The 15,222-nt window shown below is 32.9% G+C and carries 16 protein-coding genes; 7 read left to right on the top strand and 9 right to left on the bottom strand.

The annotated features are described in order from the left end of the window. Positions 1-5: 5 nt before the first annotated feature. Positions 6-1,418, bottom strand: coding sequence for a 23S rRNA (uracil(1939)-C(5))-methyltransferase RlmD (gene rlmD / locus HHX25_RS01100; protein WP_169669205.1), 1,413 nt, complete (start codon positions 1,416-1,418; stop codon positions 6-8). Between the two features lie 183 nt (positions 1,419-1,601). Here rlmD and HHX25_RS01095 point away from each other — a divergent pair, with 183 nt between their 5' ends. The 4 genes from HHX25_RS01095 to HHX25_RS01080 all read left to right on the top strand — a co-directional run bounded on the left by HHX25_RS01095 (position 1,602) and on the right by HHX25_RS01080 (position 4,369). After that, positions 1,602-2,156: an RNA polymerase sigma factor gene (locus HHX25_RS01095; protein ID WP_169669203.1), complete on the top strand. Its 555-nt coding sequence runs from the start codon at positions 1,602-1,604 to the stop codon at positions 2,154-2,156. Continuing rightward, entirely contained in the window at positions 2,146-2,532 is a 387-nt protein-coding gene (locus tag HHX25_RS01090; RefSeq protein WP_169669201.1) for a DUF6768 family protein, read from the top strand. Before HHX25_RS01095 ends, HHX25_RS01090 begins: the two co-directional genes overlap by 11 nt. Before the next feature lie 138 nt (positions 2,533-2,670). Next, positions 2,671-3,915, top strand: coding sequence for an ornithine--oxo-acid transaminase (rocD, locus tag HHX25_RS01085; protein ID WP_169669199.1), 1,245 nt, complete (start codon positions 2,671-2,673; stop codon positions 3,913-3,915). A 4-nt stretch (positions 3,916-3,919) separates the two neighbouring features. Continuing rightward, positions 3,920-4,369 (top strand): DUF5362 family protein, encoded by a 450-nt coding sequence (locus HHX25_RS01080; RefSeq protein ID WP_169669197.1) that lies wholly within the window; start codon positions 3,920-3,922, stop codon positions 4,367-4,369. 206 nt (positions 4,370-4,575) lie between these two features. On the opposite strand, the gene HHX25_RS01075 is transcribed toward HHX25_RS01080, so the two are convergent. The 5 genes from HHX25_RS01075 to HHX25_RS01055 all read right to left on the bottom strand — a co-directional run bounded on the left by HHX25_RS01075 (position 4,576) and on the right by HHX25_RS01055 (position 7,731). Beyond that, entirely contained in the window at positions 4,576-4,905 is a 330-nt protein-coding gene (locus HHX25_RS01075) for a CCC motif membrane protein (protein ID WP_169669195.1), read from the bottom strand. 9 nt (positions 4,906-4,914) lie between these two features. Further along, the gene (locus tag HHX25_RS01070; protein ID WP_169669193.1) at positions 4,915-5,199 is read right to left on the bottom strand and encodes a DUF2752 domain-containing protein; all 285 of its coding nucleotides are present in this window, start codon (positions 5,197-5,199) and stop codon (positions 4,915-4,917) included. A 16-nt stretch (positions 5,200-5,215) separates the two neighbouring features. Next, the gene (locus tag HHX25_RS21515; RefSeq protein WP_169669191.1) at positions 5,216-5,623 is read right to left on the bottom strand and encodes a DUF2752 domain-containing protein; all 408 of its coding nucleotides are present in this window, start codon (positions 5,621-5,623) and stop codon (positions 5,216-5,218) included. After that, positions 5,613-5,885 carry a CD225/dispanin family protein gene (locus HHX25_RS01060; RefSeq protein WP_169669190.1) on the bottom strand — a complete coding sequence of 91 codons (273 nt, stop codon included), beginning with the start codon at positions 5,883-5,885 and terminating at the stop codon, positions 5,613-5,615. Before HHX25_RS01060 ends, HHX25_RS21515 begins: the two co-directional genes overlap by 11 nt. Before the next feature lie 79 nt (positions 5,886-5,964). Next, positions 5,965-7,731, bottom strand: coding sequence for a T9SS type A sorting domain-containing protein (locus tag HHX25_RS01055; RefSeq protein WP_169669188.1), 1,767 nt, complete (start codon positions 7,729-7,731; stop codon positions 5,965-5,967). A 180-nt stretch (positions 7,732-7,911) separates the two neighbouring features. On the opposite strand from HHX25_RS01055, the gene HHX25_RS01050 reads away from it, so the two are divergent. Further along, positions 7,912-8,106 (top strand): hypothetical protein, encoded by a 195-nt coding sequence (locus HHX25_RS01050; RefSeq protein ID WP_169669186.1) that lies wholly within the window; start codon positions 7,912-7,914, stop codon positions 8,104-8,106. Positions 8,107-8,108: 2 nt separating this feature from the next. Beyond that, the gene (locus HHX25_RS01045) at positions 8,109-8,672 is read left to right on the top strand and encodes a Smr/MutS family protein (protein ID WP_169669184.1); all 564 of its coding nucleotides are present in this window, start codon (positions 8,109-8,111) and stop codon (positions 8,670-8,672) included. Here the strand turns inward: HHX25_RS01045 and HHX25_RS01040 are convergent. Then, the gene (locus HHX25_RS01040; protein WP_169669182.1) at positions 8,669-9,595 is read right to left on the bottom strand and encodes a hypothetical protein; all 927 of its coding nucleotides are present in this window, start codon (positions 9,593-9,595) and stop codon (positions 8,669-8,671) included. The two genes, HHX25_RS01045 and HHX25_RS01040, sit on opposite strands and share 4 nt — an antisense overlap. 148 nt (positions 9,596-9,743) lie before the next feature. On the opposite strand from HHX25_RS01040, the gene HHX25_RS01035 reads away from it, so the two are divergent. Beyond that, positions 9,744-10,886: a cysteine desulfurase family protein gene (locus HHX25_RS01035; RefSeq protein ID WP_169669180.1), complete on the top strand. Its 1,143-nt coding sequence runs from the start codon at positions 9,744-9,746 to the stop codon at positions 10,884-10,886. A 4-nt stretch (positions 10,887-10,890) separates the two neighbouring features. Here HHX25_RS01035 and HHX25_RS01030 read toward each other — a convergent pair whose 3' ends face one another. Both HHX25_RS01030 and HHX25_RS01025 read right to left on the bottom strand, forming a co-directional pair. Further along, positions 10,891-13,431, bottom strand: coding sequence for a TonB-dependent receptor (locus HHX25_RS01030; RefSeq protein WP_169669178.1), 2,541 nt, complete (start codon positions 13,429-13,431; stop codon positions 10,891-10,893). After that, positions 13,385-15,073, bottom strand: coding sequence for a M23 family metallopeptidase (locus tag HHX25_RS01025; RefSeq protein WP_169669176.1), 1,689 nt, complete (start codon positions 15,071-15,073; stop codon positions 13,385-13,387). The genes HHX25_RS01030 and HHX25_RS01025 overlap by 47 nt, the downstream gene beginning before the upstream one ends. Positions 15,074-15,222 lie beyond the last annotated feature (149 nt).

Raw genomic sequence — 15,222 nt, 5'->3', positions numbered from 1 at the left:
TATCATTATCGGCGTTCCAAAAGTACAACATTTTCAACATGAAATGTTTGAGGAAACATATCTACAGCTTGTGTTTTTATTACTTTATATACGGCATCCATTAAAGCTAGATCTCTGGCCTGTGTAGCACTATTGCAACTTACATAAACGACCTTTTTTGGTGCTATGCTTAATATTTGTTGTACCACATCTTTATGCATACCATCTCGTGGTGGATCGGTTATAATAACATCTGGTTGTCCATGGGTTGTTATAAAATCGTCATTGAAAACTTGTTTCATATCACCAACATAAAACTCAACGTTATTTATATTATTTAATTGTGCATTTTCTTTTGCAGCAGTTATGGCGTCCGGAACAGATTCTACACCTATAACTTTGCGAGCTTCTTTAGCAACAAATTGTGCGATGGTTCCAGTACCAGTGTATAAATCATAAACCAGCTCGTTTCCTGTTAATCCTGCAAAATTCCTTGTGATTTTATAGAGTTCAAAAGCCTGATCTGAATTTGTTTGATAAAATGATTTGGCATTGATTTTAAATTTCAACCCTTCCATGTCTTCAAAAATGTGATCTGTTCCTTTGTAACAAATTACTTCCTGGTCATAGATAGTGTCGTTTGCCTTTCCGTTAATAACATATTGTAATGATGTTATCTGTGAAAATGTGTTAGCTATATAATCCAATAATAATTCACGTTTTACTTTATCTTCTTTAAAAAACTGAACCAAAACCATAATATCTCCTGTACTGGATGTTCGAATCATCATGGTTCTTAATAAGCCGGTTTGATTTCGGGTATTGAAAAATTCTAATCCGTTTTCAATAGCAAATTGTTTAACAGCATTTCTAATTGCATTTGATGGATCTGCTTGTAAATGGCATTTTTTAATATCCAGAATTTTATCCCACATACCAGGGATATGAAACCCTAGAGCATTTCGATTTCCTATATCTTCATCAGATAGCACTTCCTCTTCAGTTAACCAACGGCTATCACTAAAAGAAAATTCCATTTTATTTCTATAAAAATATTGACTTGAAGACCCTAGAATAGGAGTGATTTCAGGAAGTTCAATATGTCCAATACGTGTTAAGTTATTAGTGACCTCTTTTTGTTTATAAAACAGTTGGTGCTCATACGCCATGTCTTGCCATTTGCAGCCCCCACAAGTCCCAAAATGTTCACACGCAGGTTTTGTTCTTTTATCGGATAATTTATGAAATGCTATGGCTTTACCTTCATAATAGGCTTTTCGTTTTTTAAAAGTTTGCACATCAATAACATCACCAGGTACTGCATTGGGGAGAAAAATAACTTTTCCGTCTGGTGCTTTCGCTATGGTTTTACCTTTAGCTCCAGCATCAATAACTTCTATTTGCTCAAAAACTTGTTTTTTTGCTTTTCTTCTAGACATCCTGCAAAAATAATAATAGCAACAAATATATATGATTTTATTTCCATTAACTTTAAGAGATTTTGAAGAAAATTTATTTTGAGTCTTTCAATAACACATAAGGGAGGTTTTACACTTAGATAAAAAATAAAATGAACCTTTTTTGTCTTTTATGGTCTTTATAGTATAAGTTGTCTGATAAGGATGGATAGTGAACAACGAAAAATTGATAAAGAGCTCGTTTTAGAGTATCAATCTGGTAATAAAAAAGCACTTGTTTTTTTGGTAAAACGATGGCACAAGTTGTTTTGTGAAAAGGCTTTTTATGTTTTGAAAGATGCTGATGCTGCAAAAGATATTACCCAGGATTGTTGGCGTATTATTATGGATAAGATCTATAATTTGAAGCAGCCTGAAAGTTTTGGAAGTTGGGGAATGCGCATTGTTTACACAAAATCTTTGGACGCTATTAAAGCGAAAACCAAAAAGCGGGTGGAGCTAGAATATTATAAATATGAACAAGAGGCTTTAGAAGTCAAAGAAGATGATAATGAACAACTAAAAAATAAGCTTTTAAAAACGATAAAGACGCTTCCTGAAAATCAGCAAACCGTAATTAAATTGTTTTACGTGGAAGCTTATTCGTTAAAAGAAATTAGCAAAATTCTAAACGTATCTGTAGGAACGGCAAAATCAAGACTGTTTCATGCCAGGGAAAAATTAAAAGAAACATTAAAATATAGAAATTATGAAAACTAACATGGAAGACATAGACAAACTGATTAAAGAAACATTAAACGAAGAAGAAGCAAAGTTTTATGATAAATTAGATGAACAAAACCTTTTTGGTATGCTTGGAGGTTTGTTTATGGGCAAGTTTAAATGGATAATTATTGTAATAAATATTATAAGTATTTTCGCTTTTGTAGCATTTATATATTGTGCCATTCAATTTTTTAATACAGAAGTAACTAACGAACTTATAAAGTGGGGTGTTTTGGGAACACTCAGCGTGATGTTGGTTAGCATGTTAAAATTGTTTGTTTGGATGCAAATGGACAAAAATGCTATAATTAGAGAGGTAAAGCGTTTGGAGTTACAGGTCTCATCTCTCTCTGGTAGAATGTCTGAATAAGGTTTTATAATACAATTAATATTTGTTAACTTGCGACTCTATCCAGGGATGATTTCTCTCCCACGCTGAATTTTCGTTTCTTCGAAAGAATAAAGGTACAGTAGGAATTGCATATTTTTTTATTTAAACTTTTTTAAAATGGCAATTTTAGAAGAACAAACGTCGCAACAATTAATTGAATTAGAAAACAAGTATGGTGCTCATAACTACCATCCGTTACCTGTCGTATTAAGTAAGGGAGAAGGTGTGTATGTATGGGATGTAGACGGAAAACAATATTATGATTTTCTTTCTGCATACTCTGCTGTGAACCAAGGGCATTGTCACCCAAAAATAGTTAATGCTATGGTGCAACAAGCACAAACATTAACTTTAACCTCAAGAGCGTTTCATAACGATATGCTCGGCAAATATGAGAAATTTGTCTGTGAATTTTTCGGATTCGACAAATTATTACCAATGAATACTGGGGCAGAAGCTGTAGAAACAGCGTTAAAGCTATGTAGAAAGTGGGCATATGAAGTTAAAGGAATTGATGAGGATAAAGCAGAAATTATAGTGTGCGTAAACAATTTTCATGGGCGCACTACTACGATTATTTCGTTTTCGAATGATCCAGTTGCACGTCAAAACTTTGGACCATTCACAAATGGTTTTATTAAAATTGAATACGATAACCTCAATGCTTTAGAATCTGCTTTGCAAAACAATCCAAATGTTGGTGGGTTTTTGGTAGAGCCTATACAAGGAGAAGCAGGGGTTTATGTGCCTAGTGAAGGTTATTTGGCTAAAGCTAAATCACTTTGTGAGCAATATAATGTTTTGTTTATCGCAGATGAGGTGCAAACAGGTATTGCCAGAACAGGAAAACTATTAGCTGTTAATCATGAAAATGTAACTCCAGATATTTTAATTTTAGGCAAAGCAATAAGTGGAGGTGTTTACCCAGTATCTGCTGTTTTGGCCAATAATACCATTATGGAGGTTATAAGACCTGGTAACCATGGGAGTACTTTTGGAGGAAATCCTATAGCGGCTGCAGTAGCTATAGCAGCTCTTGAAGTGGTAAGAGATGAGGCATTAGCAGAAAATGCTGAAACATTAGGGAATGTCTTTAGAAGTGAATTAAACAAATATATTGAAACTAGTCATATAGCAAGTCTGGTTAGGGGAAAAGGTTTGCTTAATGCGATTCTTATAAATGATGATGAGGAAAGTGATACTGCTTGGAATATTTGTTTGGCATTAAGGGATAACGGGTTGTTGGCCAAACCCACACACGGTAATATTATTCGTTTTGCACCGCCTTTAGTTATGAATGAAGCTCAATTGTTAGATTGTGTTGATATCATTATAAAAACACTTAAACAATTTGAAAAATAGTATTATGGAAGAAAAATCGGCTTTTGATAGTTTCGAACTTGATGTAAATAAGGAGATTAGAGGTTATTTAGAAGAAACTTCAAAATGGTCCTATTTTTTGGCGATACTTGGTTTTGTAGGTGTCGGAATTATGGTTCTTGTTGGAATTGGTATGAGTTTTTATACTGGTTTAAATGAGTTAGGAGGTGATACAGCTTATGGATTAGGTTATTCAACAGGAATGAGTTTTATTTATTTGCTCTTGGCTCTGATTTATTTTTTTCCGCTTTTATACTTGCTTAAATTTTCTAAAAAGATGAAAAGTGCTCTAAAGTTAAATAATGACAAAGATTTTAAAATGGCTTTTTTAAATTTAAAATCACATTATAAGTTTATGGGCATTTTTGCAATTGTAGTTGTTAGTATTTATGTACTGGCATTTGTAATAGCAATGCTTACAGCAGGCTTGTTTTAATTGACAGGCCTATACTTACTCAATAAAAGAGGGTGTCTAAAAAATCTTAGTAATTTGATTTGTCAGGTTGAGCACTTCGACTACGCTCAGTGTGCAACCTGTCGAAACCAACATTGAGTATCAGTATTTTAAAAATATTTCGACAAGCTCAATATGACATTCAACATACTTTTTAGACACTCTCTTTATTCTGATAATATATTATGTTATTGATTTTGCTGCCATTGCTCCATTATGTCTTGAGACTGTTGCATAAGCTCATCCCAACCTATCGTAGATATCATGTATATGTAATATACAAAATATAGAAGGTTTATTATTAGTATAACCAAAGCTACAATTTTAGCAGTATTCATAGCTTTAATACTGTTAGGGTCGTAGTTTTCTGGGTTAAGCTTTGCTTTATTTAAGTTACTGTGAGCGATTATAAATGCAATACCCGCAAGAATAAATCCTAATCCTCCAATACAGCAGCATAAAAAGCCTAAAATAGCTAATACATAAACAAGTGTTGGGTTAAGTTTTTGTTGTTCCATCTGTGAATTTTAATTGATTGTTTTAATGATATAACTTACTATAATAATGGCTACTGTTAGTATAGCCAATCCACCAATAATTTTATTGGAGTGTTTAAATTTAAAGAAAATATTTATGCCTATATACAGAAAAAGAATAATTAAACTGTAAATCGCAGGATACATATAGAAAGCGTCAATAAACTGACCTTTTAAGATTAAAGCTATAGATCTTTGTAAACCGCATCCCATGCATTCAACACCAAAAAGTTTTTTGTTTAAACATGGTAACATATAATCGTCTAAAGCCTGCATGCGTAATAAATGATTTTTATGGAGCTAAAATAGTAAAAGGATATGAATTGATGTTTCTCAATAACCAAAATAAAAGGACCATAATTAGTACGGTAAAAGAGGTTTTAGAATTGTGTAAAAGATTCTTAAATGTTTTGTTAAAAATTATTTTACCCAATTTAATAGAGGTGTCATATAATAGAATAACAATTAAAAGAATAATTAAGAAGTTGTGCTTAATACCATCTATAATATGACCTTGGAGCAATTGGTGCACTGCTCTTTGGCTTCCACAACCAGGACAATATATTCCAGTAAAAGAATATAAAGGACATTTTGGGAAAATTTTATATTCCGAAGGGTTGTAATTATAATATAAATACGAAATGAAAATCAATGTAATTACAATGACTGTAACAATAAAAGGCTTTATTTTATTGAGCACTTCCAATGGCACCTAAAAATGCGATTCCAAAAATGAGGATATAGATTAGCCAACCAAATAAAGCGATTCCAATAGAAACCAACCCCCATATTTTAGCATTTTTCGAGGCGCTATTTGCTTCTTCGTATTTTCCATCCTCATAATTACTATTAACCTTAGTTGCATAAATAATACTAACAATTCCTGTAGGTAAACAGCACATAATAGTGCTTATAATTGCCAGGGCTAAATAACTGTTGGGTCTTGGTGGTCTGTTTTCCATAATATTCAATTATATATAATTTAAATATATGAAAAATGATTAAAGTAAAATATAGCACTTAGGGATTAATTATTCATTCCTATTTATTGGCCACTACAATCTTTTTATTGAACACCTGATTATTATCAAAGTTTATTTGGATTATGTAGACACCATCATTAAGTGATTTTGTAGAGTATGTATATTCCTTTTTTAAGTTTAACACTCTTTTATCTTGGACTTTTTTACCATTAACATCGAATAAACCAATAGTTTTTATATCCAAAGAATTAGGGTTTAAGATTTTCAACTCAGAAATACTATTATTTTGAAACACTTTTAAATCATCAAGATTAGTTTCGACAGTGCTTAAACGAGTTTCACTAAAAACAATTTGAAATCGATCGGCATAGTTATTAGCATCAAGGTTAATATTGAAATTTTGAGTTTTTAAATTAACAAATGTATTGTTTTCTGTATCATGTATATAAATAGGTTGATCGCTTTCAAAATTTTGAATATCTGCAATTCTAATTCTAATTTGAGAAGCTCTGTTTATTTTAATGGCCACAGGAATGCTTAAGGCCATATCAAAAGGTAAAGCTTCCGTAAGGTAAGGCTTTCCGTCAATTAACCAATGTGCATCAGAATTCAAGATATCACTTTCATGTATATTAGACTCTAATCCATAATCAAAACCATGCGTAGCTGAATTATGGAATGTTTCAACCAGTTGTCTGGTATACGTATCATTAAAATCAATATTTAATCTAAAACGTTTATAATCATTGGGGACTTTTGAAAACCCATTTATATTTTTTGGCCTCTTCTTTTTTGTGTTCGAATTTTTAAAAAACTCGGTGGAATCTGTTGCGATCGATTCCTTTTTGTAGGCCCGATGGCTGTTTTTCGCTTTCACAGTTCCTGTTGCTGTTCCCTCGACCATAAAACCTTGTCCGATCGGAATATAACGTCTAGGGCGTTTACCACTAGGGCTTCCGCTACCTGCTCCATTAACAGTACCATTACCATTATAGGTGCTAAAAGTTGCAGGTGTGTAAGTTTCTACGGTACCAGCAGCATTAATAGTATATGTAGCATATCCACCGTCGTATGCTTCAACACGGTGTGAGTTTATATTGGGGTCTTGTTCCCAAAAATGTAATGTCCCTGTAATAACAGCAGCATTTTCAGGATCGTGTATATATGCTAATGCATCTAAAGCAGAAGGATATGGGTTCCCTACCAATGAAAATTGAGCATTTAAAACATTAACACTTATGGTCCCATTATTAGGCTTTCCTCTAAAGTCGTATTGTTGCGCATCTCCAGATCCAGTTGTGCCTTTCATTGTAAAACCTTCACCTGGGTTTAGGCTAGTAGCTCCCAGTACATGGATCCATTCAGAGTAGTCATCCGAGGCAATAAATTTCCAAACCCAATACGGTTCAATGGTTAAAGGGCTAGACGTACTGTTATATCCAGCTACATGTGCAATTGTAGCAGGTGTAGAATTAGTGAGGTCTGTAACATCATTAAGAAGTGTAATTCCAAAAGGATTATTTACAGAATTACTGGTTTTACTACCAATAGGAGAACACCAATAATTGTATTCATATGCACCTACATTGGCTTCTTGATAAACACTTAATTCACCAACACCAGAGTTTCCGGTAGTTCCAGTGCCTTGTATAACTTGGGCTTCATCACGTAAATAGATGGTACTGTTGGCTTCGTTTAAATTGATATCATCTTCAACAAAAACAATTTCATCATTTACAAATAAATAAGCATCGTTTCTTACTGATAATTGAGAGAATGCTAAGTTGCTAATTAATAGCAAAAAAAGGGCGTATCTGCTAAACATTACTTAATAGGTTATGTACATTTGGGGTAACAAATATATATTTTTTTCTATAAAAACCATTATTTCATCGATAAAAAAGGTCTTTCAACGGAATTATGTGTGATAAAATCTCGTTGAAATGCTTATTTTAAATTAAATTTTTAATAGTAATTTGCGAGTTGTAAAAAAGAACTATTACTAATGAAGTATTTTGATTACATATTAATCATTTTAGGAGCTATTGTTGCTGTTTACGCAAAATATGACACAAAGCAAAATGAATATATTTTAATGGGCGGTATTGTTATACTTATGATTGGAATTTATAGGATATCTAGAAACATACCTAGTAAGCATGATAGAGAAGAAGATATTGATAATCCTGAAAATGATTAGTTATGCCTTTTAAATTAGGTGATTTTGTTTCGGTTGTAGATGAAGACTTGTCTGGTGTTATAAAGCAAATTTCAGGAAATACTATTTCAATTGAAACAACAGACGGTTTTTTATTGGATTTTCAAAGTGATGAGCTGGTTATGGATAAAGCTGGTAGTACGCTTGCTAAAGAATTGTTTTCTCAAACGACTATTGGTAATGTCGTTGCAGAAAAAGAGCAGCCTTTAAAAAGAAAACAGCCTAAAACACGAGCAAAAGACAGGTATGAACCAACCATGGAGGTTGATTTACATATAAGTAAATTAATTAAATCTTCAAAAGGCATGTCTAAACATGATATGCTGACCCTGCAATTAGATACTGCAAAGCGTCAATTAGATTTTGCGATTAGAAAACGCATTCAAAAGATAGTATTCATTCACGGTGTAGGTGAAGGTGTTTTAAAAGTAGAATTGGAGTACCTATTCGGGCGTTATAATAATATAAAATTCTACGATGCTAATTATCAGAAATATGGCTTAGGAGCAACTGAGGTATATATTTATCAGAATATAAGCCCTAATTAGTTAAAAACAGGTTCTCCTTTTCTCGTTGTTGTTAATTTAGAATTTTGTAAAACTCCAAAATCAAATTCATCTAAAGAGATTAATGTTAAATCAAAATTAGATATCTTAAGGGTAACTGTATAGGTTTGAGAAATGTTATGATCTCTGTATTCCGTAGCTACTACTTCGGTAGCCACATCTGGGTTGAGATAATCGGCACCTATATCACCATTAGTAATATCGTTTGCAGGGTTTTTGTCTTGAGTGTCGTTTTCTTCATCACGAGTATCAACACCATCATCATCATCATCCTTATCTAGGTAATCAGGTGTGCCATCACCATCCGTGTCTTGCGCATCACTAAAATCACCATCATCATTTGGATCTGGTTTTTCATCTTTTGTTAAAACATTATCACCATCATCGTCAGCATCAAGGTAGTTTGGAATGGTATCACCATCTGTATCATCATCATCTAAGTTTTTATTATTATTTAAATCCTCCAATTCAGCAGGAATACCATCATTATCATCTTCTGTTAAAATCGTTTTAATAGTTGCAGTACCGTCTGTACTTTCTATATCTTGCGTTATTGTTATATCAGATGCGGGAATGTCATTACAAAACAAATTATCTGGTAACTTTGTATTACCATATGTTCTATAATTAAAAGGATTGGTAGTACTTATATTAAAATTCTTTTCATAAGTTTGAGTTGTTTCATCAAGAACAAGAATTTCATCAAGAGAACTAAGTTCGTCAATTTTTAGAGATAACGATTCGGATGGATCATTTTTAGTTTTGTAAAACACTAGGCTGCTCACACCTTCACAAACGCTAAAAGTTTCTTCAAAGTCAAATTCAACAGTAATTACATCACCATCATCACAAGAATATATATTTAATAAAACTATAGATATTAGAACTAAAAATAATTTACGCATTGATTTCGGGTTTTAGGACAAAAATAAAGTAATTGTTATTTATAACGTAGCTTATTGATAATAATTTTATTTCAAGTATTTTTGAGCTTTGAAAGTTGATTTAACTCCCAAAGATTATTGTTTTGACTTTTATAATGAATTAGTTTTTATGAAACATGTTTATTTAGATAACGCAGCAACCACCCAAATAAGGGATGAGGTGATATCGGTTATGACGGAGACTATGAAAGGGTATTATGGAAACGCTTCATCATCTCATGGTTTTGGAAGATCATCTAAGTCATTAATAGAACAATCTAGAAAAACCATTGCGAAATATTTAAATGTGTCTGCGGGAGAAATCGTATTTACTTCTGGAGGTACTGAAGCTGATAATTTGGTATTGAGAAGTGCCGTTAGGGATTTAGGTATTAAACATATCGTGACTTCGAAAATTGAGCATCATGCTGTTTTGCATACTATTGAACAGCTTGAAGATGAATATGATTTATCGGTGAGTTATGTTGGTCTTGATACTGATGGAGGGATTGATTATACGCATTTAGAAACGTTACTACAATCGGAAAACAAGACACTAGTAAGCTTAATGCATATAAACAACGAAATAGGTAATATTTTAGATATAAATCGTGTTGCCAAATTGTGTAAAACTCATCACGCTTTATTTCATAGTGATGCTGTGCAATCTGTGGGGCATTATGAAATGGATTTACAAGCATTGTCAATTGATTTTTTAGCAGCAAGTGCTCATAAATTTCACGGACCTAAAGGTGTGGGGTTTGCTTTTATTAGAAAGAATACAGGTTTACAACCACTAATTTTTGGAGGGGAACAGGAGCGAGGCCTTAGAGCAGGTACCGAAAGTGTTCATAATATTGTAGGTATGGAAGAAGCATTAAAAAAAGCCTATAATAATTTAAATAAAGAAACCGATTATATTAAGGGGTTGAAGCGTTATTTTATAGATAAGATTACTAAAGAGATCCCTGGTACTACTTTTAATGGCTGTTCGGGAGACTCCAATAAAAGTACTTATACACTTGTTAATATTTGCTTGCCTATACCTCCAAAAAAAGCATCCATGCTCTTATTTCAATTAGATTTAAAAGGTATAGCATGTTCTAAAGGAAGTGCTTGCCAAAGTGGTAGTTCTCAAAACTCACATGTTTTGACCGAAATTTTAAATGATACCGATTTACAGAAACCTTCTATTCGTTTTTCATTTAGTTTATATAATACTAAAGAGGAAATGGATTATGTAATAGATGTTTTAAAAGAGTTTATGGAGTAACCTTTTAAAATTTCATGGTCGTTCTTACATTAAAAACCCTTGGTGTTAAATAATTAGGAATGGCGTATTGGCGTTTACTGTATGCATCTCTTACCCAGGTATTAGTGATTGAGTTTTGTACATCAAACATATTATAAATTTCAAAGCCAAAAGAAAGTTCCTTAAAAGGTTTTTTCCATCCTCTGTTGAATTGCTTTTTTTCGTCAACAAGTACAAATTGCAAACCCAAATCGGCGCGCTTATAGGCAGGTAATCTATTTTGATATTCATAAGGATCTGCATAACTAGGAGATCCTCCTGGAACCCCCGTATTATACACCAAATTCAAATACATTTTCATGCTTGGGACATTTGGCACATAATCCTGAAATAATGCAGCAAACTTTAACCGTTGGTCGGTTGGCCTAGATATATAACCTCTGTTATCTATGTTCTCTTCTGTTTTTAAATACCCGAAACTAAACCATGACTCAGTGCCAGGAACAAACTCACCGTTTAATCTCATATCTAATCCGTAGGCATATGCTTTTGCATTATTACTCGCTCTATAGCGAATACGCACATTTTCTAGGGTATAGGGGTTGACATCCGTTAAATTTTTATAATATACTTCTGTGGTTAGCTTAAACGGTCTGTCCCACATTTTAAAGCTATAGTCGTTACCCAAAACTAAATGAAACGATTGTTGTGCTTTTGTATTGGGTTGTACTGTACCATTGGCATCCCTAAGTTCCCGGTAAAAAGGTGGCTGGTAATATAAACCGGTAGCAACCCTAAAAAGCATATCTTTTTTCCATTTTGGTTTGATGGCAAATTGAGCCCTGGGGCTAAATACTGTCTGAGATTTTTTTGAACCTGTATTGAGTGCATTTGAAATAGCGTCATTAACGCTCCAGTTATGTACTCTAACCCCCGCATTATACCACACATCACTAGTTCCAATTGTAGAACGTTTGCTCCATTGTACATAAGCCTGCAATCTATTTATCTGGGTATTGTTCGTTGCTCTTACATTTTGAAAGGCTTCTATGGGGCCACTGTAAGGTGTATAGGGTTGTTCGTTTACAGGTAAAGTTCTAGGTGGTCTAATTGAGAAGCCCGCAGAATCAATAATTTCCCATTCTACCAGGCGATCTCGAATATCCTCATTGGTATATTTTACAGACCATTCGATTCTATGGTCATTAATATTAAAATCGCCTCTATGTTCAATGTTGGTTATAAGAGCGTCTAAATCATTCCGTCCATGGTTAAGTTGGCTACCAATGCCTTGGCTAAATTCAACCTCCCCTAAATTTTCATCTCCAATATTTGTGTTTACTTCACCTAATCTGTATTGAGCCAAAATATCAAAATATTCTTCTTCGGTGGTATGATATGTAGAAGTAATTAGTTTAAGAGTTAAGTTGTCGTTTGCAAAATAAGTACCTTTAAAAGCACCAAAATAGGTTTGGTAGCGATCCTTTTCCTGGCCTTGATAGAACACTAATAAGGCTATGGGATCACTTAAAGTTCCAAAATTGGTTTGCCTTGTTTGTGGCTCATAATTGTATTTGTTTATTGAAGCATTTCCTAAAAAGCTTAAATGAAATTTATCTGAAAACTTATAAGTAAAAAATGCCTGAGCATCTGCAAACGTAGGATTGAAATTAGTTTCGGTCTCTTTTGCGTTTACTAATAAACTATTATCGCGATAGCGAATTCCCGTAATACCTGTAAACCTTGAATCCTTACTAATATTTTCTACAGAAAGACTACCTCCTAATAAGCTCAAGTCTGCATTGACTTCAAATTGATAAGGTGTTTTATAGGTAATATCTAGTACAGAAGAAAGTTTATCGCCATATTTAGCTTGAAATCCACCAGCAGAAAAATCAACATTTTGTACCAAATCGGTATTTACAAAGCTCAAACCTTCTTGTTGTCCAGAACGTACTAAAAAGGGACGATATACTTCAATATCATTAACATACACCAGATTCTCATCGTAATTACCACCACGTACCGAGTATTGTGTACTTAATTCATTGTTATTACTTACACCAGGTAGGGTTAATAATAGATTTTCTACACCAGCATTGGCCCCTGGTATTTTTCTTATGGTTTCTGGTTTTAAAGTAATTACGCCTTCAACTTCTTTACGTCTGTTATTTGTTACAATAACCGTGGCTATCTGCTCAATAGAGTTACTCATTACTGGGTTGAACTCGTATGATTCACCACTTTTCAAATTAAAGGTACTAACGATCTTTTTATGTGAAAGATGCGTGAATTCGATAGTTACATTCTGGTTTGCATTGATTTTAAAAATATAAAAGCCGTTAGAATTACTTATAGTACCTCGAGTACCTGCTTTAATATTTACTTTTTCAATGGGCTGATTATTTTCATCGAGTATAACGCCTTTAATTGTAGCTGTTTGGGAATAACCGATCGCGATTATAGAAAAAAACAGAAATGAAATTAGAGATCGTTTAGCTTTCAAAAGTGTATAAAGTTTATTTTCGGTAAAATAACGCTTCAAAAGTAGAATTATTTCCAACATTATCGGTAACGATTACCTTTAAATTATTTTTTGTGTCCGTAATGATACCATCATTAAAGTCGTGAGTTAATGTTTTTGTTTTGTAATCGTATTCCATTAAGATCCACTTACCGTTTATTGTGGCTCTATATTTAGAAATTCCGGAAAATTCATCTTCAATTTCAATTTTTAAGTAGCGGTACTTGCTTAACCATTGTCCGTCTTTAAAATTAGCAGGCGTAATTTTAGGTTTTATGGAGTCTGTAGCCAGCGTAAAAGTACCTAAAGCCTTTGTTCTTGCAACTAAGAGATTTCCTTTTCTTTTGGTAGATGTGTAAACGGCTCTTTTTTTATAGCCTATTAAGCGCGCTATACATAATTTAGATTTATCCGCGTCGGCATACGAACTTAGATCATATGTTATGTTGAATCTTTTTTTAGCTGGTACAACGTTTTTGTGCAAAGTAAGTGTGTCATTTTTCACTTCAAAGTCCATGTAAAAATCATCGTAAAACGTATCCTTTTGAAAATCAATAGAAAAATGGCCTTCCTCTAAATTAGTATTCTTATTGGCTTTTACATAGTATGGGGTGGTATGGGGTTTTTGTGGCTCGGAAATATTGTTTTTAGAACCTTTTATATTTATAGTTACCCAGGCTTCATTTTTTTTATAGTCTGAAACTCTAATTTTGTAAACCGAATATGTGCTGTCTTCTATAGATAAGTAACCGTCTTTTACGATAGACTTATATAGACTTAGCGGATTGTTTTTCCTGAATAATTTTTGAACCTGCTTTTTCTTAGTTGTGTAATGCTCGTAATCTATAAGCTGATTGATATGCTTTGTTTCGTTGAACGAAAACCTTCTAAAATCTAATTCAAAGTTTTTTCTACCATTTAAAAAGGTTTGAATATTGTATACGCCATTGGAGTTTGCTGCCAAATCTTGTCTGTCTATAGTCTCAATGCCAAAACCAATATGACCATAAGCTTCAATGTTTTTTATAGTATAATCACCATTTTTAAGAGGAATTAAGCGTAATTTTTGCTTTGTATTTGTTTTGTTGATAAATGAGTTTTCATCCAACGGATATGCATAAATAGATTTTATTATAGGATATGTAGAATCCTTTATATCAATACCAAAAAGCATGGGATTGATAGGACGTTCCTTGTTATCGCGAATTTCATAATGCAAATGAGGCCCCCCCGAACCACCTGTATTTCCACTGTAAGCCACAATACTATTTTTTGTTACAGGTAAGACTTCTGCACTGGGAAATAGCTCAATCTGATACGATTCTTTTTCATATTGATGTTTTTTGATATAAGCTTGAATTTCTGGGGCAAATCTCTGTAAATGTGCATATACAGTTGTATAGCCATTAGGGTGTGTTATGTATAATGCTTTTCCATAACCATAATGAGAAACTTTTATTCGGCTTACATAGCCATCAGCAGAGGCTTTTACTTTTAAGCCCGTACGCTGTTGCGTTTTTATATCTAAACCAGAATGAAAATGATTAGAGCGCAATTCGGCAAAGGTGCCAGATAATATTAAAGGGACTTCTAAAGGACTCGAAAAGTAATCTTGTGGATAATTATTTTGAGCATTTAAAAATAAAACAGAAGCTGTAAAAAATAGGGACAGTATGAATCGCATAGAAAAGTATTATGGCTAAAATATTAATTTGAAATGAATATGCAAAGAATAAAACAATAATCGAACCATAGTTTAATGCATTGTTTTGATTATGAGTAATATCAGTAGATTTTAAAATTTTATAAGAAAACAATTGTAATTTATAAGCA

The sequence above is a fragment of the Flavivirga algicola genome (assembly GCF_012910715.1).
In the GTDB taxonomy this organism is placed as follows: domain Bacteria; phylum Bacteroidota; class Bacteroidia; order Flavobacteriales; family Flavobacteriaceae; genus Flavivirga; species Flavivirga algicola.
This window is presented reverse-complemented; position numbering and strand designations above follow the sequence as displayed.

What these genes read in the sequence shown, in the direction of transcription:
- rlmD (WP_169669205.1), bottom strand. Translation starts at nt 1,418, where the DNA reads ATGTCTAGAAGAAAAGCAAAAAAACAAGTTTTTGAGCAAATAGAAGTT.
- HHX25_RS01095 (WP_169669203.1), top strand. Translation starts at nt 1,602, where the DNA reads ATGGATAGTGAACAACGAAAAATTGATAAAGAGCTCGTTTTAGAGTAT.
- HHX25_RS01090 (WP_169669201.1), top strand. Translation starts at nt 2,146, where the DNA reads ATGAAAACTAACATGGAAGACATAGACAAACTGATTAAAGAAACATTA.
- rocD (WP_169669199.1), top strand. Translation starts at nt 2,671, where the DNA reads ATGGCAATTTTAGAAGAACAAACGTCGCAACAATTAATTGAATTAGAA.
- HHX25_RS01080 (WP_169669197.1), top strand. Translation starts at nt 3,920, where the DNA reads ATGGAAGAAAAATCGGCTTTTGATAGTTTCGAACTTGATGTAAATAAG.
- HHX25_RS01075 (WP_169669195.1), bottom strand. Translation starts at nt 4,905, where the DNA reads ATGGAACAACAAAAACTTAACCCAACACTTGTTTATGTATTAGCTATT.
- HHX25_RS01070 (WP_169669193.1), bottom strand. Translation starts at nt 5,199, where the DNA reads ATGCAGGCTTTAGACGATTATATGTTACCATGTTTAAACAAAAAACTT.
- HHX25_RS01060 (WP_169669190.1), bottom strand. Translation starts at nt 5,885, where the DNA reads ATGGAAAACAGACCACCAAGACCCAACAGTTATTTAGCCCTGGCAATT.
- HHX25_RS01055 (WP_169669188.1), bottom strand. Translation starts at nt 7,731, where the DNA reads ATGTTTAGCAGATACGCCCTTTTTTTGCTATTAATTAGCAACTTAGCA.
- HHX25_RS01050 (WP_169669186.1), top strand. Translation starts at nt 7,912, where the DNA reads ATGAAGTATTTTGATTACATATTAATCATTTTAGGAGCTATTGTTGCT.
- HHX25_RS01045 (WP_169669184.1), top strand. Translation starts at nt 8,109, where the DNA reads ATGCCTTTTAAATTAGGTGATTTTGTTTCGGTTGTAGATGAAGACTTG.
- HHX25_RS01040 (WP_169669182.1), bottom strand. Translation starts at nt 9,595, where the DNA reads ATGCGTAAATTATTTTTAGTTCTAATATCTATAGTTTTATTAAATATA.
- HHX25_RS01035 (WP_169669180.1), top strand. Translation starts at nt 9,744, where the DNA reads ATGAAACATGTTTATTTAGATAACGCAGCAACCACCCAAATAAGGGAT.
- HHX25_RS01030 (WP_169669178.1), bottom strand. Translation starts at nt 13,431, where the DNA reads ATGTTGGAAATAATTCTACTTTTGAAGCGTTATTTTACCGAAAATAAA.
- HHX25_RS01025 (WP_169669176.1), bottom strand. Translation starts at nt 15,073, where the DNA reads ATGCGATTCATACTGTCCCTATTTTTTACAGCTTCTGTTTTATTTTTA.